At 70.5% G+C, this 21,453-nt stretch carries 15 protein-coding genes; 7 read left to right on the top strand and 8 right to left on the bottom strand.

Annotated features, from left to right (window positions below):
• Window positions 1-36 precede the first annotated feature (36 nt).
• On the top strand, window positions 37-3,093 hold the full coding sequence (locus CIB93_RS25020; RefSeq protein ID WP_096630018.1) for an NPCBM/NEW2 domain-containing protein: 3,057 nt from the start codon (window positions 37-39) through the stop codon (window positions 3,091-3,093).
• 74 nt (window positions 3,094-3,167) lie between these two features.
• Here the strand turns inward: CIB93_RS25020 and CIB93_RS25015 are convergent, their stop codons facing one another.
• From CIB93_RS25015 to CIB93_RS24995, 5 genes are all read right to left on the bottom strand, one after another.
• Window positions 3,168-4,217 (bottom strand): PAC2 family protein, encoded by a 1,050-nt coding sequence (locus CIB93_RS25015; protein ID WP_096630016.1) that lies wholly within the window; start codon window positions 4,215-4,217, stop codon window positions 3,168-3,170.
• Between the two features lie 375 nt (window positions 4,218-4,592).
• A complete protein-coding gene (locus CIB93_RS25010) occupies window positions 4,593-6,203 on the bottom strand; it encodes a glycerol-3-phosphate dehydrogenase/oxidase (RefSeq protein ID WP_096630014.1) in 1,611 nt (536 codons plus the stop codon).
• Window positions 6,204-6,216: 13 nt separating this feature from the next.
• On the bottom strand, window positions 6,217-7,761 hold the full coding sequence (gene glpK / locus CIB93_RS25005; protein ID WP_096630012.1) for a glycerol kinase GlpK: 1,545 nt from the start codon (window positions 7,759-7,761) through the stop codon (window positions 6,217-6,219).
• 79 nt (window positions 7,762-7,840) lie between these two features.
• Complete coding sequence (locus CIB93_RS25000) at window positions 7,841-8,632, bottom strand: MIP/aquaporin family protein (RefSeq protein WP_096630010.1); 792 nt, start codon at window positions 8,630-8,632, stop codon at window positions 7,841-7,843.
• A 379-nt stretch (window positions 8,633-9,011) separates the two neighbouring features.
• Window positions 9,012-9,776 (bottom strand): IclR family transcriptional regulator, encoded by a 765-nt coding sequence (locus CIB93_RS24995; protein ID WP_096630009.1) that lies wholly within the window; start codon window positions 9,774-9,776, stop codon window positions 9,012-9,014.
• 240 nt (window positions 9,777-10,016) lie between these two features.
• On the opposite strand from CIB93_RS24995, the gene metH reads away from it, so the two are divergent.
• The 3 genes from metH (at window position 10,017) to CIB93_RS24980 (ending at window position 16,280) form a co-directional block, all read left to right on the top strand.
• The gene (metH, locus tag CIB93_RS24990) at window positions 10,017-13,529 is read left to right on the top strand and encodes a methionine synthase (RefSeq protein ID WP_096630007.1); all 3,513 of its coding nucleotides are present in this window, start codon (window positions 10,017-10,019) and stop codon (window positions 13,527-13,529) included.
• A gap of 143 nt (window positions 13,530-13,672) precedes the next feature.
• Window positions 13,673-14,374, top strand: coding sequence for an HAD family phosphatase (locus CIB93_RS24985; RefSeq protein WP_096630006.1), 702 nt, complete (start codon window positions 13,673-13,675; stop codon window positions 14,372-14,374).
• Window positions 14,375-14,681: 307 nt separating this feature from the next.
• A complete protein-coding gene (locus tag CIB93_RS24980) occupies window positions 14,682-16,280 on the top strand; it encodes an ABC transporter substrate-binding protein (RefSeq protein WP_096630004.1) in 1,599 nt (532 codons plus the stop codon).
• Window positions 16,281-16,380: 100 nt separating this feature from the next.
• On the opposite strand, the gene CIB93_RS24975 is transcribed toward CIB93_RS24980, so the two are convergent.
• Together CIB93_RS24975 and CIB93_RS24970 are read right to left on the bottom strand one after the other, a co-directional pair.
• A complete protein-coding gene (locus tag CIB93_RS24975) occupies window positions 16,381-17,052 on the bottom strand; it encodes a response regulator transcription factor (protein WP_096630003.1) in 672 nt (223 codons plus the stop codon).
• Between the two features lie 9 nt (window positions 17,053-17,061).
• Window positions 17,062-17,907, bottom strand: coding sequence for a PD-(D/E)XK nuclease family protein (locus tag CIB93_RS24970; RefSeq protein WP_257002344.1), 846 nt, complete (start codon window positions 17,905-17,907; stop codon window positions 17,062-17,064).
• 177 nt (window positions 17,908-18,084) lie between these two features.
• On the opposite strand from CIB93_RS24970, the gene CIB93_RS24965 reads away from it, so the two are divergent.
• The 3 genes from CIB93_RS24965 (at window position 18,085) to CIB93_RS24955 (ending at window position 21,118) form a co-directional block, all read left to right on the top strand.
• Complete coding sequence (locus tag CIB93_RS24965) at window positions 18,085-19,335, top strand: site-2 protease family protein (RefSeq protein ID WP_096630000.1); 1,251 nt, start codon at window positions 18,085-18,087, stop codon at window positions 19,333-19,335.
• Window positions 19,336-19,405: 70 nt separating this feature from the next.
• Window positions 19,406-20,317 carry a tRNA (adenine-N1)-methyltransferase gene (locus CIB93_RS24960; protein ID WP_096629998.1) on the top strand — a complete coding sequence of 304 codons (912 nt, stop codon included), beginning with the start codon at window positions 19,406-19,408 and terminating at the stop codon, window positions 20,315-20,317.
• 219 nt (window positions 20,318-20,536) lie between these two features.
• Window positions 20,537-21,118, top strand: coding sequence for a hypothetical protein (locus CIB93_RS24955; protein ID WP_096629997.1), 582 nt, complete (start codon window positions 20,537-20,539; stop codon window positions 21,116-21,118).
• Between the two features lies 1 nt (window position 21,119).
• Here the strand turns inward: CIB93_RS24955 and CIB93_RS24950 are convergent, their stop codons facing one another.
• Window positions 21,120-21,431, bottom strand: a complete 312-nt coding sequence (locus CIB93_RS24950) for a ferredoxin (RefSeq protein ID WP_096629995.1) — start codon at window positions 21,429-21,431, stop codon at window positions 21,120-21,122.
• Between the last annotated feature and the right edge of the window lie 22 nt (window positions 21,432-21,453).

The raw sequence follows: 21,453 nt of genomic DNA, 5'->3' as shown, positions 1-21,453 counted from the left end.
GTGGTCATCTGCTCGAAGTTGCGCTAAAAGCTCATCATGCAAACATCAACGCGCATGAGAGCGGCAGCGGTTGCTGCCCTGCTCGGACTGGTCGCGGTCCTCACGGGACCCGGCGGGGCCCGCGCCGACGGGGCCCCGCCGGAGACCACGGAGAGCACCACGGTCGGGGACGTGACCGGATTCCGGGCGGACGGGGCGGTCTACCGGCTGAGCGCCGGGCCCGCCGAGGCCCGGGTCAGCTTCGTCTCCGCGGAGACCTTCCGCATCGAGCTGGCCCCCGACGGCGAGTTCACCGACCCCACCGGCGACGACATCGTCCTGCCCCAGGGCAAGGAGCCCCGCACCCGCTGGAAGGACCGCGGCGACCGCTACGAGCTGTCGACGAGCGAGGTCACCCTGCGGGCCTACAAGAAGCCGCTGCGCTTCGCCCTGCACCGGGCCGACGGCAGCCGGATCTGGTCCGAGGCCAAGGGGCTGAGCTGGACCGGCGAGAAGACCGTCCAGACCCTGGCCCGGGGCGCCGGTGAGCAGTTCTACGGGGCCGGGATGCAGAACGGCCGCGGCAACACCTCCCACCGCGACAAGACCGTCGAGGTCGCCGTCGACTACAACTGGGACGACGGCGGGCACCCCAACTCCGTACCCTTCTACCTCTCCTCGGCCGGCTACGGCGTCTTCCGCAACACCTACGCCCCGGGCACCTACGCCTTCACCGACCCGGTGACGACCAGTGCGAAGGAACAGCGCTTCGACGCCTACTACTTCGCGGGCGACGGGGCCAAGGACGTCATCGGCCAGTACACCGACCTCACCGGCAAACCCTTCCTGCCGCCCATCTACGGCATGGAGACCGGCGACGCCGACTGCTACCTCCACAACGCCAACCGGGGCGAGCGCCGCACCCTGGACGCGCTGAAGGTCGCCGACGGTTACGTCGAGAACGACATGCCCAACGGCTGGATGCTGGTCAACGACGGCTACGGCTGCGGCTACGAGGACCTGGAGGAGACCGCCCAGGGCCTGAAGGAACGCAAGATGGAGCTCGGCCTGTGGACCGAGGACGGCATCGAGAACCTCGGCGCCCAGGTGAGGGCCGGGCAGCGGGTCGCCAAGCTGGACGTCGCCTGGGTCGGCCCGGGCTACAAGTTCGCCCTGGACGCCTGCAAGGACGCCTACCAGGGCATCGAGGACCACAGCGACGCCCGGGGCTTCACCTGGGCGCCGGAGAGCTGGGCGGGCGCACAGCGCTGCGGAGTCCAGTGGTCCGGCGACCAGGCCGGCAGCTGGGAGTACATCCGCTGGCAGATCCCCACCTACGCGGGCGCGACCATGTCCGGACTCGCCTACACCACGGGCGACATCGACGGCATCTTCGGCGGCAGCGCCAAGACGTACACGCGCGACCTCCAGTGGAAGATGTTCCTCGGCACGACGATGACCATGGACGGCTGGGCCCCCATGGACAAGCAGCCCTTCCGCCACGGGGAGCCGTACACCTCCATCAACCGTGACTACCTCAAGCTCAAGGAGTCGCTGCTGCCGTACCAGTACAGCTACGCCCACGAGGCGACCAAGACCGGCGTCGGGCTGGTCCGCCCGCTGGTCCTCGAATACCCGGACGACCCGAAGGCCTCGACGGAGGCCGCGAAGTACGAATTCCTCTCCGGCGAGCACTTCCTCGTCGCACCCGTCTACCAGGACACCACCGAGCGCAAGGGCATCTACCTCCCCAAGGGCACCTGGATCGACTACTGGAGCGGCCGCACCTACGAGGGCCCCACCACCATCGACACCTACGGCGCCCCGCTCGACACCCTGCCGCTGTTCGTGAAGGCGGGCGCGGCGATCCCGATGTGGCCCGGCATCCGCTCCTACCGCGACCGCACCGCCGACTCCCCGCTCGCCTGGGACGTCTACCCGCAGGGCAACAGCTCCTTCACCCTGTACGAGGACGACGGCGTCACCCGGCAGCACCGCGACGGCAAGTACGCCACCCAGCGCGCCGACGTCAGGGCCCCGGTGCGCGGCGAGGGCCACGTCTCCGTCACGATCAACAAGAGCCGGGGGAGCTTCACCGGCAAACAGGCCGCCCGCCCCTACGAGTTCACCGTCCACACCGGCTCCGAGCCCCGCGCGGTGAAGCTGGGCCGCGCCCTTCCGGAGCTGGGTTCACGAAGCGCGTACGACAAGGCCCGGCAGGGCTGGTGGTACGACCGTGACGACCGGGGCGGCGTGGTGCACGTGAAGACCGCGCCCCTGAGCACCGCGAAGAAGTTCACCGTGAAGCTCCTCGGCACCAGCGCTGTCGGCGGCAGGCAGGCCGCCGCGGCCGCCGTCCTCGCCGCCCCCACCGGCCAGGAGGCCGGAGCGGGGACGCCCGGTGAGGTCCTGGTCGACGTGACCGCGGGCAGCGCCGACCTCACCGGCACATCGGTCACCCTCCAGGTCCCTGAGGGCTGGCGGACCGTCACGGCGAAGGTCCCGGGGCGGATTCCGGCGGGCGCCACCCGGCGGGTCGCGGTCGAGGTCACCCCGGCGAAGGACGCCGAGGTGCGCGAGACCCGGCTCACCGCGCTCGCCCGCTACCGGGTCGCCGGTGAAGCCCGCAGCAGCCAACAGCGGCTCGCCGTCTCGGTGACTCCACCGCCGCCCACCGGCGAGGCCTGGGCGAGCGACCTGTTCTGGCTCTCGGAGACCAACGGCTACGGACCCGCCGAACGCGACCGCTCCAACGGGGAGTCCGGGGCGGAGGACGGCAATACGCTGACGCTCGCGGGCACCACGTACGAGAAGGGCATCGGCACCCACGCCGACTCCGACATCGCGATCCACCTCGGCGGCCGCTGCACCGCGTTCACCGCCGACGTGGGCATCGACGACGAGATCGACGGCTACGGGGAGGTCGCGTTCTCGGTGGAGGGCGACGGCAAGGTGCTGTGGACCTCACCGAAGCTGACCGGGGCCTCGGCGACCGTACCGGTGGACGTGAGGCTCGACGGCGTACGCCAGGTGCGGCTGAAGGTCACCGACACCAACGGGTCCAAGACCGGGGACCACGGCGACTGGGCGGCGGCGAAGTTCCGCTGCGCCTGAGCCGCCGGAACGGCGAGGGCCCCGCACGGGATCAACTTCCGTGCGGGGCACCGATGTTCGTACCGCAGCCGGGGTTACTCCTCTTCCGGAGCGTCCCCCGAAGCCTCACCGGACGGGCCGTCGGACCCCTGGTCGCCCCTGTCGCCCTTGTCGTCGGGGTTCTTGCCCCGCCCGGACTCCGGGCGCGGCGGCTTCGGCGGGCGGGTGCGGCCGCTGGAGGGGTCCCGCAGATAGGAGCCGTCCCCGGTCTCCGTCGCATGGCCGCCGGGCCCCTGGCCGGGGCCGCCGTCCCGCCGCCGCAGATAGCGCTCGAACTCCCGGGCGATGGCCTCGCCGGACGCCTCGGGCAGCTCCGCGGTGTCCCGCGCCTCCTCCAGCGTCTGGACGTACTCCGCGACCTCGCTGTCCTCCGAGGCCAGCTGGTCCACGCCGAGCTGCCAGGCCCGCGCGTCCTCGGGCAGTTCGCCCAGCGGGATGCGCAGCCCGATCAGGTCCTCCAGCCGGTTCAGCAGGGCCAGTGTCGCCTTCGGGTTCGGGGGCTGCGACACGTAGTGCGGCACCGCCGCCCACAGGCTCACCGCGGGCACCCCCGCGTGTGTGCAGGCCTCCTGGAGGACGCCGACGATGCCGGTGGGGCCTTCGTAGCGCGTCTCCTCCAGGTCCATCGTCCGCGCCAGATCCGCATCGGAGGTGACCCCGCTCACCGGCACCGGCCGGGTGTGCGGGGTGTCGCCCAGCAACGCGCCCAGAATGACGACCATCTCGACGCCCAGCTCATGGGCGAAGCCGAGGATCTCGTTGCAGAACGAGCGCCAGCGCATCGACGGTTCGATCCCGCGCACCAGGACCAGGTCCCGGGGCTTGTCCCCGCCGACGCGCACCACGGAGAGCCGGGTCGTCGGCCAAGTGATCTTCCGCACCCCGCCGTCCAGCCACACCGTGGGCCGGTTGACCTGGAAGTCGTAGTAGTCCTCGGCGTCCAGCGCCGCGAACACCTCGCCCTTCCACTCCCGGTCCAGATGGCCGACCGCTGTCGAGGCGGCGTCCCCGGCGTCGTTCCAGCCCTCGAACGCGGCCACCATGACCGGGTCGATCAGCTCGGGCACCGACTCGAGCTCGATCACCCGGGCCTCCTTCCGATGTCTCCATACGTACGGAGCAACCTTACGGCGTCGGAGGCCTTCTGCCGCAGCCGTCTTGCACGGCCGGGTGAACCCTGCTCATTCGCTCCCGGAGCCCCGTTCGTTCGCTCCCCGAGCGTGGACGCAGGCTCCCGCCGGACCGCTGGAGCGATCTCCTCCGCGAACCGCCGACGGCTTCCAGCCGGTCGTCCCGGCCCGGCCCGAAGCCGTCGGCGGCAACCGCCCGAGAGCCGTGGCGGCTGTCCTCGTGCGGGCCGAGGATCTTGGGAGTGCGGTGCGTGCCGGGGCCCGTGGTCACGCCGACGGGGGCGGCTCCCGCTCGGAAGCCGCCCCCGTCCTCGTACCCGTGGGGGTGGGTCAGTCCCGGTCCGCCAGCAGCTTCTCGACACCGTCGCGGACATCGTCCGTGGCCAGGCCGCGGATCGTCAGCGTGGTCCGGCGGCGCAGCACGTCGTCCGCCGTCTCGGCCCACTCGTGGTCGCGGGCGTAGGCGACCTGGGCCCAGATCTCCGGGGCGTCGGGGTGGACGCGCTCGGCCAGGGCCGGGTTCTCGTTCGCCAGGCGCGCGATGTCGAAGGCGAGCGAGCCGTAGTGCGTGGCCAGGTGCCGGGCGGTGTCCGGCGCCATGCGGGGGCCGGGGGCGGGGCCGTCGATCAGCAGCCGGTGCGCGACCGCGTTCGGGTTGGCGATCCCGGGCAGCGGCAGCTTCCTCGGCAGCCGGTTCATCGGCTCCATGTCCTCGGCCAGCGGGTGCCCAGGGAGGGCGGCCAGCTTGTTCATCACCGTACGGCCGATGTGGCGGAACGTCGTCCACTTGCCGCCCGCGACCGACAGCATCCCGCCGCGGCCCTCGGTCACGACCGTCTCGCGCTTGGCCTTGGAGGTGTCGCCGGGCCCGCCCGGCAGCACCCGCAGACCCGCGAAGGAGTATGTGATCAGATCGCGCGACAGCTGCTGGTCCTTGATCGAGAACGCCGCCTCGTCGAGGATCTGCGCGGTGTCGGCCTCGGTCACCGCGACATCCGCCGGATCGCCCTCGTACTCCTCGTCCGTCGTGCCGAGGAGCAGCATGTCCTCCCACGGCAGCGCGAAGGTGATGCGGTACTTGTCGATCGGGGTGGCCAGCGCCGCCCGCCACGGCCGGGTCCGCTTGAGGACCAGGTGGGCGCCCTTGGACAGACGTATGGAGGGGGCCGCGTTCGGGTCCTCCATCTTGCGGAGGTGGTCGACCCAGGGGCCGGTCGCGTTGAGCACGAGCCGGGCGTCGACGCCGAACTCGGTGCCGTCCGTGCTGTCCTTCAGCTCGGCGCCGGTGACCCGGCCCCGGGTGAAGCGCAGCCCGGTGACGGCCGCGTGGTTGAGGACGACCGCGCCCGCGTCGACGGCCGCGCGGACCGTCATCAGCGCCATGCGGGCGTCGTTCATCTGGTCGTCCCGGTAGACCGCGACGGCCTTGAGGTCGTCCGTACGCAGCTCGGGCACGTCACGCTGGGCCTTGGCCGGGGAGATGACGTGGCCGACGCCGTCGCCGAACGCGGAGAGCGCGGAGTAGGCGAAGACGCCCGCGCCGAGCTTGGCCGCGCCGTGCGGGCCGCCCTTGTAGACGGGGAGGTAGAAGGTGAGCGGGTTGGCCAGGTGCGGGGCCACCTCGCGGGAGACCGCGCGCCGCTCGAAGTGGTTCTCGGCGACCAGCTTCACCGCGCCGGTCTGGAGGTAGCGCAGTCCGCCGTGGAGCAGCTTGGAGGAGGCGGAGGAGGTGGCGCCGGCGAAGTCACCGGCGTCCACCAGAGCCACCCGCAGCCCGGACTGCGCGGCATGCCAGGCGGTCGAGATACCCAGGATGCCGCCGCCGATGACCAGGAGGTCGTACGTGGCCCGGGACAGCTGGTCCCGGGTCTCGGCGCGGCTCGGCAGGGAGCCGGAGGCCGGGTGCGTTCCGAGGGCGGGAACGCTCTGCAGGGTGGTCATGGAATGCTCCTCGTCAGCTTTCTTCGTCCTCGATCCAGCCCATGGTCCGTTCGACGGCCTTGAGCCAGTTCTTGTACTCGCGGGCACGGGTGTCCGCGTCCATGCGGGGGGTCCACTCGGCGGCCCGGCGCCAGTTGGCACGCAGCGCGTCGGTGTCCGGCCAGAAACCGACGGCGAGACCGGCGGCGTAGGCCGCGCCGAGGCAGGTGGTCTCGGCGACCATGGGCCGCACCACGGGTGCGTCCAGGAAGTCGGAGAGCGTCTGCATCAGCAGGTTGTTGGACGTCATGCCGCCGTCGACCTTGAGCGCGGCCAGCTCGACGCCGGAGTCCTTCGTCATGGCGTCGCTGATCTCGCGGGTCTGCCAGGCGGTGGCCTCCAGGACGGCACGGGCGATGTGCGCCTTGGTGACGTAGCGGGTGAGACCGGCGATGACGCCACGGGCGTCGGGCCGCCAGTAGGGGGCGAACAGACCGGAGAAGGCGGGCACGAAGTAGGCGCCGCCGTTGTCCTCGACCGAGGAGGCCAGCGTCTCGATCTCGGCGGCCGACTTGATCAGGCCCATCTGGTCGCGCATCCACTGCACCAGCGAACCGGTGACCGCGATGGAGCCCTCCAGCGCGTACACCGGGGGCTTGTCGCCGATCCGGTAGCCCACGGTGGTCAGCAGCCCGTTGTAGGAGTTGACCGGGGTGGAGCCGGTGTTCATCAGCATGAAGGTGCCGGTGCCGTACGTGGACTTGGCCTCGCCCTCGGCGAAACAGGTCTGGCCGAACAGGGCCGCCTGCTGGTCGCCCAGTGCGGAGGCGACCGGCACGCCGTCCAGGATGCCGCCCTTGGCGTTGCCGTAGACCTCGGCGGAGGAGCGGATCTCGGGGAGCACGGCGGCGGGGATGCCGATGGAGTGGAGGATCTTCTCGTCCCACGCCATGGTGTGCAGGTTCATCAGGAGGGTGCGCGAGGCGTTGGTGACGTCGGTGACATGGACACCGCCGTCAGGGCCGCCGGTCAGGTTCCAGATGACCCAGGAGTCCATGGTGCCGAAGAGGATGTCGCCCGCCTCGGCGCGCTCGCGCAGCCCTTCGACGTTGTCGAGCAGCCAGCGGACCTTGGGCCCGGCGAAGTACGAGGCGAGCGGCAGCCCGGTCTCGCGGCGGAAGCGGTCCTGGCCGACGTTGCGGCCGAGCTCCCTGCAGAGCGCGTCGGTGCGGGTGTCCTGCCAGACCAGTGCGTTGTGGACCGGCTCACCGGTGTTCTTGTCCCACATCAGCGTGGTCTCGCGCTGGTTGGTGATGCCGATCGCCTTGACGTCGGCGGAGGTGATGCCGGCCTTGACGATGGCCCCGGCGACGACCTCCTGGACGTTCTCCCAGATCTCGGTCGCGTCGTGCTCGACCCAGCCCGGCTTCGGGAAGATCTGCTCGTGCTCCTTCTGGTCGACGGAGACGATCCGGCCGTCCTTGTCGAAGACGATGCAGCGGCTGGAGGTGGTGCCCTGGTCGATGGCCGCGATGAACGGCCCGGTGCCGTGGGTGCCGGTCGTGTGTGCTTCGGTCACGGTGTGCTCCCGGAAGTCTGTGAAGTGATAGGGGTTACGGCGCTGATACCCGGCCTCGGGTCCGCGTCCCGGTCTCGGGTCAGGCGAAGGCGAGGTTGTAGAGCCCGCCGGCGAGCGCGCCGCCGATGAGCGGACCCACGATGGGTACCCACGCGTAGCCCCAGTCCGAACCACCCTTGTTCGGCAGCGGCAGCACCGCGTGCACGATGCGCGGTCCGAGGTCGCGGACCGGGTTGATGGCGTAGCCGGTGGGCCCGCCGAGGGAGAGGCCGATGCCGACGACCACCAGGGCGGTGATCAGGGCTCCGAGCGCGCCCAGACCGTTGCCCTCGTTGTTGAGGCCCTGGGTGAGGATGGCCAGGACCAGCACGACGGTGGCGATGACCTCGGTGACGACGTTCTGCACACTGTTGCGGATCTCGGGGCCGGTGGAGAAGATCCCGAGCACCGGTCCTGCCTTGGGGGCGGCGGTCTGGTCGACCATGCCCTCTTCCGTGCCCTTGGTGCCGATGATCTCCGGGTCGGTGAGGTGGGCGTGGAACTGCCCGTAGTACACCGCGTAGACCAGTACGGCGCCGATCATCGCGCCGAGCAGCTGGGAGCCGAGGTAGAGCGGCACGTTGCCCCACTCGGTGCCGCCCTTGACCGCGAGGCCGAGGGTGACCGCCGGGTTGAGGTGGGCGCCCGAGACGCCGCCGGCGAGATAGGCGCCGGTGAGTACGGCGAAACCCCACCCGAAGGTGATGGCCAGCCAGCCCGCGTTGCGGGCCTTCGAGTGCTTCAGCGTGACGGCGGCCACAACGCCGGCACCGAGCAGGATGAGTATGGCGGTACCGAAGGTCTCGCCGATGAAAATGTCGGAGCTGGACACCCGCGACTCCTTTGTCCTTCGTCCAGGGGAGAGCGGAACACCGGGTCCCTCCGGTGGTCCGCGCCCCAGATGGGTATCCACAAAGCGTGGGCAGCCCACCTGTAAGGGCTTGACCGGCCCTTGGCACTGTCACACCCTAACGCGTATTGCCGTTAGGCGTTCGACAATGCCGACCGTTGAACGGCAATGTTTCCCCCGAGTGAAGGAAGCGTCAAGGGTTCTGTGGCGGAGGACTCGGTGCGCGACGCGATCGTTATCCGGGCCCTTCGCGCGCGTGGGGCGCGTGGGGCGCGTCGGCGCGCGCGGCGCAGTGGGCCCGGTGTGCGGGGTGCCGTGGGCGGTGGGTGGTGTGCGGGGCGTACGTGGCGGGCGAAGGCCCTCAGAAGCGCCCGGCGCCCAGGTCCCGGGAGACCGCGCGGGCACAGTCCCGTACGGCCGCGATCAGCTCGGGCCGCAGCGTTCCGTCCGGAGCCACCCGCTCCACCGCACCCGTCACGGCGACCGCGCCCACCGGCATCCTGCGCCGGTCGTGCACGGGGGCGGCGACGGCGGCCACGCCCTCCCAGGTCTCCTCCGCGTCGGCGGCCCAGCCCTGGGCCCGGATCAGGTCGAGCATCGCCTCGAACTCGTCGGCGGTGGTGACGGTGCGCCCGGTGAAGGAGCGCCGCTCCGCCTCCATGACCTCGCTGTGGGCCACCGGGTCGTAGGCGGACAGCACCTTGCCCAGCGCCGTGGAGTGCAGCGGCTGCATCGCCCCCACCTCCAGTACCTGGCGGCTGTCGTCGGGCCGGAAGACGTGGTGGATGATCAGGACGCCGTGCTGGTGCAACACCCCGAGGTGGACGCTCTCACCGCTGGAGCGGGCCAGGTCGTCCGTCCAGACCAGGGCACGCGCCCGCAGCTCGTGGACGTCCAGATAGCTGTTGCCCAGTCGCAGCAGCTCCGCGCCGAGCTGATAGCGCCCCGACGCCGCGTCCTGCTCGACGAACCCCTCCAGCTGGAGCGTGCGCAGAATGCCGTGCGCGGTGCCCTTGGCCAGCCCCAGCGACGAGGCGATGTCGGAGAGCCCGAGCCGGCGCTCGCCGCCCGCCAGCAGACGCAGCATCGCGGCCGCCCGCTCCAGCGACTGGATGTTCTTGGCCATCGCGCCGTACTCCTCCACCTCGGTTCGACAATGCTGAACACTATCGGTCGATGCCGACCTATGCCCGACTCCGGGGGAAAGTCTCCGCCACTGGGCCACACGTGCAGCACCCCGCACAGCATGCAGTCCGCCCCATGGACGCCCTGACCGCCCGGGGTGCCATCCGGCTAGGCTGGCGTCGTGCGCCTTCCCCAAGAAGGACGCAAAGCCGACAGCCGTCGCATCCCTGGGAGATCATCCATGGCCTCGTTGCCGACATCCGCCGCCGAAAGCCGGACCCGAGCAGACGCCCTCCGAGAGGCACTCGCCACCCGCGTGGTGGTGGCCGACGGGGCGATGGGAACCATGCTCCAGGCCCAGGACCCCACACTTGAGGACTTCGAGAACCTCGAAGGCTGCAACGAGATCCTGAACATCACGCGTCCGGACATCGTGCGTTCGGTCCACGAGGAGTACTTCGCGGTCGGTGTGGACTGCGTGGAGACGAACACCTTCGGGACGAACTACGCGGCGCTCGCCGAGTACGACATCCCGGAGCGGGTGTACGAGCTGGCCGAGGCGGGTGCGCGGATCGCGCGTGAGGTGGCGGACGAGTTCACCGCCTCGACCGGGCAGCAGCGCTGGGTGCTGGGCTCGATGGGTCCGGGCACGAAACTCCCCACCCTGGGCCACGCCCCCTACATCACCCTCCGTGACGCCTACCAGCAGAACGCCGAGGGCATGATCGCGGGCGGCGCCGACGCCATCCTGGTGGAGACGACCCAGGATCTGCTCCAGACCAAGGCCTCGATCATCGGAGCTCGGCGCGCCATGGAGGCCACCGGCCTCACTCTCCCGCTGATCTGCTCGGTCACGGTCGAGACGACGGGGACGATGCTCCTCGGCTCGGAGATCGGTGCGGCGCTGACGGCGCTGGAGCCGCTGGGCATCGACATGATCGGCCTGAACTGCGCGACCGGTCCGGCCGAGATGAGCGAGCACCTGCGCTACCTGGCCCGGCACTCCCGTATCCCCCTCTCCTGCATGCCGAACGCCGGTCTGCCGGTCCTCGGCAAGAACGGTGCGCACTATCCGCTGGGCCCGGCCGAGCTGGCGGACGCCCAGGAGACCTTCGTCCACGAGTACGGACTCTCGCTGGTCGGTGGCTGCTGCGGTACGACGCCGGAGCACCTGCGCCAGGTCGTGGAGCGGGTCCGGGACCTGACGCCCGCGGTCCGCCGGCCGCGCCCGGAGCCGGGTGCCGCCTCGCTGTACCAGACCGTGCCCTTCCGGCAGGACACGTCGTACCTCGCCATCGGTGAGCGGACGAACGCCAACGGCTCCAAGAAGTTCCGTGAGGCGATGCTGGAGGCGCGCTGGGACGACTGCGTGGAGATGGCGCGGGACCAGATCCGTGAGGGCGCGCACATGCTCGACCTGTGCGTCGACTACGTCGGCCGTGACGGCGTCGCCGACATGGCGGAGCTGGCGGGCCGTTTCGCCACCGCCTCCACCCTGCCCATCGTGCTGGACTCCACCGAGCTGGACGTGCTGCGCGCCGGCCTGGAGAAGCTGGGCGGGCGTGCGGTGCTGAACTCGGTGAACTACGAGGATGGCGACGGCCCTGAGTCGAGGTTCGCGCAGGTCAGCGCATTGGCCTCGGAGCACGGCGCCGCTTTGATCGCGTTGACGATCGACGAGGAGGGCCAGGCCCGCACCGTCGAGCACAAGGTCGCCATCGCCGAGCGGCTGATCGCCGACCTCACCACGAACTGGGGCATTCACGAGTCGGACATCCTCATCGACACGCTGACGTTCACGATCTGCACGGGTCAGGAGGAGTCGCGGGGCGACGGCATCGCGACGATCGGGGCGATCCGCGAACTCAAGAAGCGCCACCCCGACGTCCAGACCACGCTGGGCCTCTCCAACATCTCCTTCGGTCTGAACCCGGCCGCCCGGGTGGTGCTGAACTCCGTCTTCCTCGACGAGTGCGTGAAGGCGGGCCTGGACTCCGCGATCGTGCACGCCTCGAAGATCCTGCCGATCGCCCGGCTGGAGGAGGAGCAGGTCAAGGTCGCCCTCGACCTGATCTACGACCGCCGTGCCGAGGGCTATGACCCCCTGCAGAAGCTGATGGAGCTGTTCGAGGGCGTCAACATGAAGTCGATGAAGGCGGGCAAGGCCGAGGAGCTCCTCGCCCTCCCGCTGGACGAGCGGCTTCAGCGGCGGATCATCGACGGGGAGAAGAACGGCCTGGAGGCCGACCTCGACGAAGCCCTTGCGGACACCCCGGCTCTCGACATCGTCAACAACACCCTCCTGGAGGGCATGAAGGTGGTCGGGGAGCTGTTCGGCTCCGGCCAGATGCAGCTGCCCTTCGTCCTCCAGTCGGCGGAGGTGATGAAGAGCGCCGTGGCGTATCTGGAGCCGCACATGGAGAAGACCGATGACGACGGCAAGGGCACGATCGTGCTGGCAACCGTCCGGGGCGATGTGCACGACATCGGGAAGAACCTCGTCGACATCATCCTGTCCAACAACGGCTACAACGTCGTGAACCTCGGGATCAAGCAGCCGGTCTCGGCGATCCTGGAGGCGGCCGAGGAGCACCGGGCCGATGTGATCGGGATGTCGGGTCTGCTGGTGAAGTCGACGGTGATCATGAAGGAGAACCTTCAGGAGCTCAACCAGCGCAACATGGCCGCCGACTACCCCGTCATCCTCGGCGGCGCCGCCCTCACCCGGGCTTACGTCGAGCAGGACCTCCACGAGATCTACGAGGGCGAAGTCCGCTACGCCCGTGACGCCTTCGAGGGCCTGCGCCTGATGGACGCGCTGATCGCCGTCAAGCGCGGAGTCCCCGGCGCCACCCTCCCCGAACTCAAGCAGCGCCGGGTGCCGAAGCGGGATGTCCCGGTGACCGAGGTCGAGGAGCCGGAGGAGGGTGTCCGCTCGGACGTCTCCGTCACCAACCCGGTGCCCGAGCCCCCGTTCTGGGGGACCAGGGTCGTCAAGGGCATCCAGCTCAAGGAGTACGCCTCCTGGCTCGACGAGGGCGCCCTGTTCAAGGGCCAGTGGGGCCTGAAGCAGGCTCGTACCGGCGACGGACCGACGTACGAGGAGCTGGTGGAGACCGAGGGCCGCCCGCATCTGCGGGGCTGGCTCGACAAGCTCCACACCGAGAACATGCTGGAGGCGGCCGTCGTCTACGGCTACTTCCCGTGCGTTTCCAAGGGTGACGACCTGATCCTGCTGCACGAGGACGGCTCGGAGCGCACCCGCTTCACCTTCCCCCGCCAGCGCCGCGGCCGCCGGCTCTGCCTCGCGGACTTCTTCCGGCCGGAGGAGTCCGGGGAGCGGGACGTCATCGGCCTCCAGGTCGTCACCGTCGGCTCGAAGATCGGCGAAGCCACCGCCGAACTCTTCGCCGCCAACTCCTACCGCGACTACCTCGAACTCCACGGCCTGTCCGTCCAGCTCGCCGAAGCCCTGGCCGAGTACTGGCACGCCCGGGTCCGCGGCGAGCTCGGCTTCGGCGGGGAGGACCCGGCGGACGTCGAGGACATGTTCGCGCTGAAGTACCGGGGTGCGCGGTTCTCCCTCGGTTACGGAGCGTGCCCCGACCTGGAGGACCGGGCCAAGATCGCGGACCTGCTCCAGCCGGAGCGCATCGGCGTCCACCTCTCCGAGGAGTTCCAGCTCCACCCGGAACAGTCCACCGACGCCATCGTCATCCACCACCCCGAGGCGAAGTACTTCAACGCCCGGTAGAGCGGTGCTCACCGCCCGTTGCCGCGCCCTTCGCGCGCCGTAGCCGGACACGTCGTACACTGGTCGGTCCAGTGCAGGCCGGTCGCCCTCCCACTTCTGGGAATGGCGGCCGGCCTTCTCGTCCCTTACGGAAGGTGTGCCGGATGACCAGTACGGTCCCCGCGTCCTTGACCCGCACGGCCGAAGGCGCCGCTCTGCAGGCGGTCCTTCTCGACATGGACGGAACCCTGGTCGATACCGAGGGCTTCTGGTGGGACGTCGAGAAGGAGGTCTTCGCCGACCTCGGGCACCGGCTGGACGAGGCCTGGCGGGACGTCGTCGTCGGCGGTCCGATGACCCGCAGCGCGGGATACCTCATCGACGTCACCGGCGCCGACATCCGGCTCGACGAGCTGACCGGGCTGCTCAACGACAGCTTCGAGAAGCGTATCGCGCGCGGGGTGCCCCTGATGCCGGGCGCCGAGGGGCTACTCGCCGACCTGGCCGTGCACGAGGTGCCCACCGCGCTCGTCTCGGCCTCCCACCGCCGGATCATCGACCGGGTCCTGGACTCGGTGGGCCACCACCACTTCGCGCTCACGGTCGCCGGGGACGAGGTCGCCCGGACCAAGCCCCACCCCGAGCCCTATCTCACCGCCGCCGCGGGCTTCGACGCCGACCCCTGGCGCTGTGCCGTCATCGAGGACACCGCGACCGGGGTGGCCGCCGCCGAGGCCGCCGGGTGCCGGGTCGTCGCCGTGCCGTCGGTCGCCCCGATCGCCCCCGCCGCCGGACGTGTGGTCGTCAGCTCGCTCGAAGAGGTCGACCTGGCCTTCCTGCGGAAGCTCATCACCGGAACGGGCTGACCCGGGCAGAGAGCCCGGCCGATGTACGAGCGGCGGACTCCTCCCTCCCGCCGTGCGCATTCCGGCAACTTTCCGTGGACGTGAATCAGCCACTGTGCACATATGTGAAGGGGTAGGGAGGGTGAGCTTCCTCACCCGGGAGCCGCCAGTTGCCCTCCGGGATCATATGAGATGTCCGGAATGGTGATCGTGTGTCGCCCCTTCCGGCCGCCGGGGGAGAGCGAGCTGCGCTCCGGGCGGTCGGGAGAGGTCGTCGGCGGCTACTAACTTTGATTCCTCACCTGCCGGGATGAGGGAGAACGTCCAGATGAACCGCAAGACCCTGGTGCTGCCGGCCGTCGTCGGCCTGCTCGCCCCCGTGCTCGCCGCCTGCGGCAGCACGGACAGCGGCGCCGGTGGCACGGGAGCCATCGTCGTCGGCACCACGGACCAGCTCGTGGCCTCCGCGGAGAACCCCGCGCCCCTCGACCCGGCCATCGGCTATGAAGCAGGCGTCTGGAACGTCCTGCGCCAGACGGTGCAGACGCTGACCGCCGTGCCCAACGGAGGCGGCGAGCCGGCGCCCGAGGCGGCCCGCAGCTGCACCTTCACGGACACCGAGAACGAGAGCTACCGCTGCACCCTGCGCGAGGGCCTCACCTTCTCCGACGGGACGCCCGTCACCGCCGAGGACGTGAAGCACTCCATCCAGCGCGTCATCGACATCGACTCGGACAGCGGCCCGGTCGGTCTGCTCTCCAACATCGACACGATCGAGACCAAGGGCGACGACCAGGTGATCTTCCACCTGAAGACCCCGGACGCGACGTTCCCGTACAAGCTCGCCACGCCCGCCGCCGGTATCGTCCCGAAGGCGCACTACCCGGCGAAGTCCCCGCGCGAGGGCTTCCAGGTCAACGGCTCCGGCCCGTACACCATGAAGCCGCAGGTCGAGGACGGCCGGGTCGTGAAGATCACCTTCTCCAAGAACCCTTCGTACAAGGGTGAGTTGAAGGTGCTCAATGACAAGGTCGAGATGGACCTCTTCGTCGACGCCGAAGCCATGGGCGAGGCGCTCGACGAGAAGAAGATCCACATGATGACCCGGGCCATGTCGCCCGAGCAGGCCCGCGACATGCTGGTCAGCCCCAAGGAAGGCATCGAGCTCACCGAGATGCCCGGCCTGGCCATCAGCTACCTGGGCTTCAACACCAAGGACCCCGTGGTCAACAAGGCCGTCCGGCAGGCCATGGCCCAGATCATCGACCGGGGCGAGATCGCGGGCAAGGTGTACGGCACGACCGCCGAGCCGCTCTACTCCCTGATCCCGTCCAGCATCTCCGGGCACACGAACGCCTTCTTCAACAAGTACGGAGAGCCCAGCACCACCAAGGCCGAGGCGACGCTGCGGGACGCCGGGATCAAGACCCCGGTGAAGTTCACCCTGCACTACACGAACGACCACTACGGCTCGGCCACCGCCAAGGAGTTCAAGGCGATCCAGCAGCAGCTGAACAGCTCGGGCCTCTTCGACATCGATGTCCAGGGCACGGAGTGGTCGAAGTACCGCCCGGAGCAGAAGCGCGGCGACTACGCGGCCTACGGCATGGGCTGGTTCCCCGACTTCCCGGACCCGGACAACTACACCGCGCCGTTCCTGGACAAGGACAACTTCCTCAACTCGCCCTACCGCTCGCGCGAGGCGCAGAACGTCCTCATCCCGCAGTCCCGCCGTGAGGCCGACCGCACCGCCGCCGCCGCGACCTACGAGAAGCTCCAGGACATCGTCGCCGCCGACGTCCCCGTGCTCCCGATCTGGCAGGGCAAGCAGTACGTCGCCTCCCGCGACGGGATCGCCGGGGTGGAGCACTCCGTCAGCGCCACCTCCGAGCTCCAGCTGTGGGAGCTCCACCGGCCCGGCGCCTGAGGCCGGTCCGCACCGGAAAAGCCGTCCGGCCCGCCCCTCCTGGAACAGGACGGGGCGGGCCGGACGGCTTTTCCGCAGAGCTCGCTCGCGACGAAGACCTCTACTGCGCGCCGGGGCGCACCAGCCCGCTCTCGTACGCGTACACCGCGGCCTGCACCCGGTCGCGCAGGCTCAACTTCGTGAGCACATGGCCGACATGGGTCTTGACCGTCGTCTCGCTGACGAACAGGTCCGCGGCGATCTCCGCGTTGGACAGCCCGCGTGCCACCAGCTTCAGCACCTCGACCTCACGGTCCGTCAGCGTGTGCAGGGCGTCCGGGACCGGGTCCTCACCGGAGGGCAGATGGTCCGCGTACTTGTCCAGCAGCCGGCGCGTGATGCTCGGGGCGAGCATCGCCTCGCCCGCCGCGACCACCCGGATAGCCTGCACCAGCTCGGCCGCCGGGGCGTCCTTCAGCAGGAAGCCGCTCGCCCCCGCACGCAGCGCCTCCACCACGTACTCGTCGAGATCGAAGGTGGTCAGCACCAGCACCTTCGCCGGGCCGTCCTTCCCGGGGCCGGTGATCTGACGGGTCGCCTCCACCCCGTCCATCCGCGGCATCCGGATGTCCATCAGCACCACATCGGGCTGGAGCGCCCGCACTTGGTCGATGGCCTGCAGACCGTCACCGGCCTCACCCACCACCGCCAGATCGCCCTCGGCCTCCAGAATCATCCGGAAACCGGTGCGCAGCAGGGGCTGGTCGTCGACCAGAAGGACGCGGATCGCCACAGGAACTCCTTAAGGGCCCTCAAGGGCCACGGCTCGGCCGGCCTCGGCCCGGACCGGTCCCATTCTGCCCTGCACATCCTCACCGGACTCCGCCGGGCGCACCGCCAGGGGGTAGACCGGGGGAGTCCCGCCGAATTCCGGACAGACCGCCTGGTGGTCGCACCAGCCGCACAGCTTCGTCGGGCGCGGCCGCCAGTCGCCGGTCTCCGTCGCCAGCGCGATCGCGTCCCACAGCGCCAGCAGCTTGCGCTCCACCCGCTCCAGGTCCGCCACCACCGGGTCGTACGTCAGCACATCGCCGCTGCCCAGATAGACCAGCTGGAGACGGCGGGGCACGATGCCCTTCAGCCGCCAGATCACCAGCGCGTAGAACGTCATCTGGAACAGCGGGCCCTCGGAATACTCCGGTCGCGGGGCCTTGCCCGTCTTGTAGTCGACGATCCTGACCTCGCCGGTCGGCGCGACGTCCACCCGGTCGATCACCCCGCGCAGCCGCAGCCCCGACTCCAGCTCCGTCTCCACGAACATCTCCCGCTCGGCGGGCTCCAGACGCGTCGGGTCCTCCAACGAGAACCACCGCTCCACCAGCCGCTCCGCCTCGCCCAGCCAGCGGGTCAACCGCTCACCCCCGCCGTCCTCGGCGAACAGCTCGCCCAGCTCCGGCTTCGTCTCCAGCAGCCGGTCCCACTGGCCGGGAATCAGCGCCCGCGCCCGCGGCGCCGTACGGTCCGCCGCCGGGGCGTCGAAGAGCCGCTCCAGCACGGCATGGACCAGAGTGCCGCGGGTAGCCGCCTCGCTGGGCTTCTCCGGGAGCTTGTCGATGACCCGGAAGCGGTAGAGCAGGGGGCACTGCATGAAATCGCTCGCCCGCGACGGCGACAGGGACGAAGGCGGCTGAGGCGGCCGCGGCACGGAAGTCATGTCTCCAGACCCTACGGCCCGCCACTGACAGTCAGCGGCATACCATCGACGGTAGACCCTCGCACACTGCATGATCGTGGCAAAGGCCACTCACCGAACCGAAGGGACCCCGTGGACGAGAGCGGCGACAGCGGGCGGCCGCAGCCCGGCCCAGGGGGCACGGACCCCGGCGCCGCCCCCGAGAACGGCAAGCCCAAACGCCCCGCGGAGCCGGGCGGCGGCCTGCTCATGGGCCGCCCCTTCGGCGTGCCCGTCTACGTCGCCCCCAGCTGGTTCGTCGTCGCCGCGCTGATCACCTGGGTCTTCGGCGGCCAGCTCGACCGGGTGCTTCCCGAGCTGGGCGGTGCGCGCTATCTCGTCGCGCTGTTCTTCGCGATCGCCTTCTACGCCTCCGTGCTCGTCCACGAACTGGCCCACACGGTTGCCGCCCTGCGCTACAAGCTCCCGGTACGCCGCATCCAGCTCCAGTTCTTCGGCGGCGTCTCGGAGATCGAGAAGGAGACCGAGACGCCAGGCCGCGAGTTCATCCTCGCCTTCGTCGGCCCGCTCCTCTCCCTCGTCCTCGGCGGCGTCTTCTACGGCGCGATGCAGCTCGTCGAGCCCGGCACCGTGCCCGGTGTCCTGCTCGCGGGCCTGATGATCTCCAACCTCATCGTGGCCGCCTTCAACCTGCTGCCCGGTCTGCCCCTCGACGGCGGCCGGATGCTCCGCGCCGTCGTCTGGAAGATCACCGGCAAACCCATGAGCGGCACCATCGCCGCCGCCTGGGTCGGCCGGGGGCTGGCCGTCACCGTCCTGGTCGGACTGCCGCTGCTCACCCACACCGGAACCCTGGGCGCCGCACCCGACAGCATCGGCGGCATCGAGACCGTCATGGACGCCCTGCTCGCCGCGATCCTCGCCGGGATCATCTGGACGGGCGCCGGGAACAGCCTGCGCATGGCCCGGCTCCGCGAGCACCTGCCCGACCTCCGCGCCCGCACCCTCACCCGGCGTGCCGTCCCCGTCGAGTCCGCCACCCCGCTCTCCGAAGCGCTGCGCCGGGCCAACGAGGCGGGCGCCCGCGCCCTGGTCGTCGTCGACGGACAGGGCAACCCCAAGGGCGTCGTCCGCGAGGCCGCCATCGTCGGCGTCCCCGAACACCGCCGCCCCTGGGTCGCCGTCAGCGGCCTCGCCCAGGACCTCACCGAGGGTATGAAGGTCCCCGCCGAGCTGGCCGGGGAAGCCCTCCTCGACCGGCTCAAGGCCACCCCCGCCACCGAGTACCTGGTGGTCGAGGAGACCGGCCAGATCTACGGAGTCCTCTCCACCGCTGACGTGGAGCGCGCCTTCGTCAAGGCCATGGCCCGCCCCGGCACCTGAGCCGCCGGGGCTCCCGCCGCCGCCCGGACCGGGCGGTCGGCGGCCCCTGAAACACCGGTACGCTGGTCACATGTCTGAACCGACCGGTGCCGCCCGCCGACGTGGGCCCTTCAAGGTCGGGGACCAGGTCCAGCTCACCGACCCCAAGGGACGCCACTACACCTTCACGCTTGAGGCCGGAAAGAGCTTCCACACCCACAAGGGTTCTTTCCAGCACGACGAGCTGATCGGTGCTCCCGAGGGCAGTGTTGTCCGAACCACGGGAAACGTCGCCTACCTCGCGCTGCGCCCCCTGCTCCCCGACTACGTCCTGTCCATGCCCCGCGGCGCCGCCGTGGTCTACCCCAAGGACGCGGGCCAGATCCTGGCCTTCGCCGACATCTTCCCCGGCGCCCGCGTCGTGGAGGCAGGGGTCGGCTCCGGCTCGCTCTCCACCTTCCTGCTGCGCGCCATCGGTGAGCAGGGCATGCTGCACTCCTACGAGCGCCGCGAGGACTTCGCCGAGATCGCCCAGCAGAACGTCGAGCGCTACTTCGGCTCGCCGCACCCCGCCTGGCAGCTGACCGTCGGCGACCTCCAGGACAACCTCTCCGACACCGACGTCGACCGCGTCGTGCTGGACATGCTCGCTCCCTGGGAGTGCCTGGAGGCCGTCTCCAAGGCCCTGGTGCCCGGCGGCATCCTCTGCGCCTACGTCGCCACCACCACCCAGCTCTCGCGCACCGTCGAGTCCATCCGCGAGATCGGCTGCTTCGCCGAACCGCAGCCCTGGGAATCGATGATCCGCAACTGGCACGTGGAGGGCCTCGCCGTCCGCCCCGACCACCGCATGATCGGCCACACTGGCTTCCTGGTCACCGCCCGCCGCCTCGCGGACGGCGTCGAGCCGCCCCTGCGCCGCCGCCGTCCCTCCAAGGGCGCCTACGGCGAGGACTACGACGGCCCCGGCAGCCAGAGCGGCTCCGCCGCCTCCCGCGGCTGATCCGTCCAACGCACCGGCGCCGCCGCCGAGTTCCCCGACCGACCGGGGAACTCGGCGGCGGCGCCTTTTCGTTGCCGCCGACACAGCGGCCCGGTGGCGAGACCCGTACCCACCCCGCCGTTCCGCCGGAGTGTGAGGTGTGGCACGATGCTGGCCACCCCTCGGGGGTGCTCCCCACCTCCTCCCGGGACTCCCAGGAACCATCAGGAGACATACCGCGTGCAGACCTCCGCGCTCCCGGACCTGGCGCACACCGCCGCCAAGCCCGTGCACTGGCTCGCCACGGCCGCCGCGATGGCCGGCGTCGTCGCGCTGGCCGGGCTGCTCCAGCCCCGTACGGCCACCGCCACCGCCACGGCCCCCGAGCAGCGGACCACCACCCGGCACGGCCAGCAAGCCCTCGCCCCGGACCCGGTCGGCGTGGACTTCCCGCTGGAGTGCGGCGGCGCCGGGACCACCGTCGCCAGACAGGCCCCCGGGGACCTCGACGGCGACGGGCGGCCGGAAACCGTCGCCGTGGTGCACTGCGACGCGGGCTCCGGAACGCCGCCGAGCGGCATCTACGTCCTGACGCGGGGAAGCGGGCCCGCACCCCGGGTCGTGGCGACCCTGGTGGACCCCGCCGCCAGGAAGACGGTCGGCGACTTCGCCGTACGGGGCGGAGTCGTCTCGGCGACCCTGCTCGGCTACTCCTCGCTCGACGTCCCCCGCTGCTGCCCCGACCAGGTGGAACAGGCCTCCTGGCGGTGGAAGGGGAAGGCGTTCGTCCGCACCTCCGGGGACCTCGCGCGCAGCGTGTGAGCTACTCGGCGTCCGGCCCGTACACCTCGACGCTGTCCTTGACGCGCCGCACATGGATGCAGTCGCCGGGGCACTCCTTGGCCGAGTCGACGACGTCCTGGAGGAGCGGCAGCGGCACCGGAGTGGTCGCGCCCTTGTCCTGAAGCAGCTCGTCGTCACCGCTCTTCACGTACGCCAGGCCGTCGATGTCCAGCTCGAAGACCTCGGGGGCGTACTGCACGCAGATTCCGTCGCCCGTGCAGAGATCCTGGTCGATCCAGACCTCCAGATCCTGGGTGCCGCTGTCGCCCGGCGAGTCCTGCTGCACGGTCATTGAGTCCTGCCGTTCCTGCGTA

The sequence above is a fragment of the Streptomyces sp. WZ.A104 genome (assembly GCF_002382885.1).
GTDB lineage: Bacteria > Actinomycetota > Actinomycetes > Streptomycetales > Streptomycetaceae > Streptomyces.
Note: the sequence above shows the minus strand (reverse complement) of the source record. Positions and strands in the feature narration are given on the sequence as shown.

Coding starts and splice junctions, on each gene's coding strand:
- CIB93_RS25020 (WP_096630018.1), top strand. CDS start 37: ATGCAAACATCAACGCGCATGAGAGCGGCAGCGGTTGCTGCCCTGCTC.
- CIB93_RS25010 (WP_096630014.1), bottom strand. CDS start 6,203: ATGACCACCCTGCAGAGCGTTCCCGCCCTCGGAACGCACCCGGCCTCC.
- CIB93_RS24995 (WP_096630009.1), bottom strand. CDS start 9,776: ATGGCCAAGAACATCCAGTCGCTGGAGCGGGCGGCCGCGATGCTGCGT.
- metH (WP_096630007.1), top strand. CDS start 10,017: ATGGCCTCGTTGCCGACATCCGCCGCCGAAAGCCGGACCCGAGCAGAC.
- CIB93_RS24985 (WP_096630006.1), top strand. CDS start 13,673: ATGACCAGTACGGTCCCCGCGTCCTTGACCCGCACGGCCGAAGGCGCC.
- CIB93_RS24980 (WP_096630004.1), top strand. CDS start 14,682: ATGAACCGCAAGACCCTGGTGCTGCCGGCCGTCGTCGGCCTGCTCGCC.
- CIB93_RS24970 (WP_257002344.1), bottom strand. CDS start 17,907: ATGCAGTGCCCCCTGCTCTACCGCTTCCGGGTCATCGACAAGCTCCCG.
- CIB93_RS24960 (WP_096629998.1), top strand. CDS start 19,406: ATGTCTGAACCGACCGGTGCCGCCCGCCGACGTGGGCCCTTCAAGGTC.
- CIB93_RS24950 (WP_096629995.1), bottom strand. CDS start 21,431: ATGACCGTGCAGCAGGACTCGCCGGGCGACAGCGGCACCCAGGATCTG.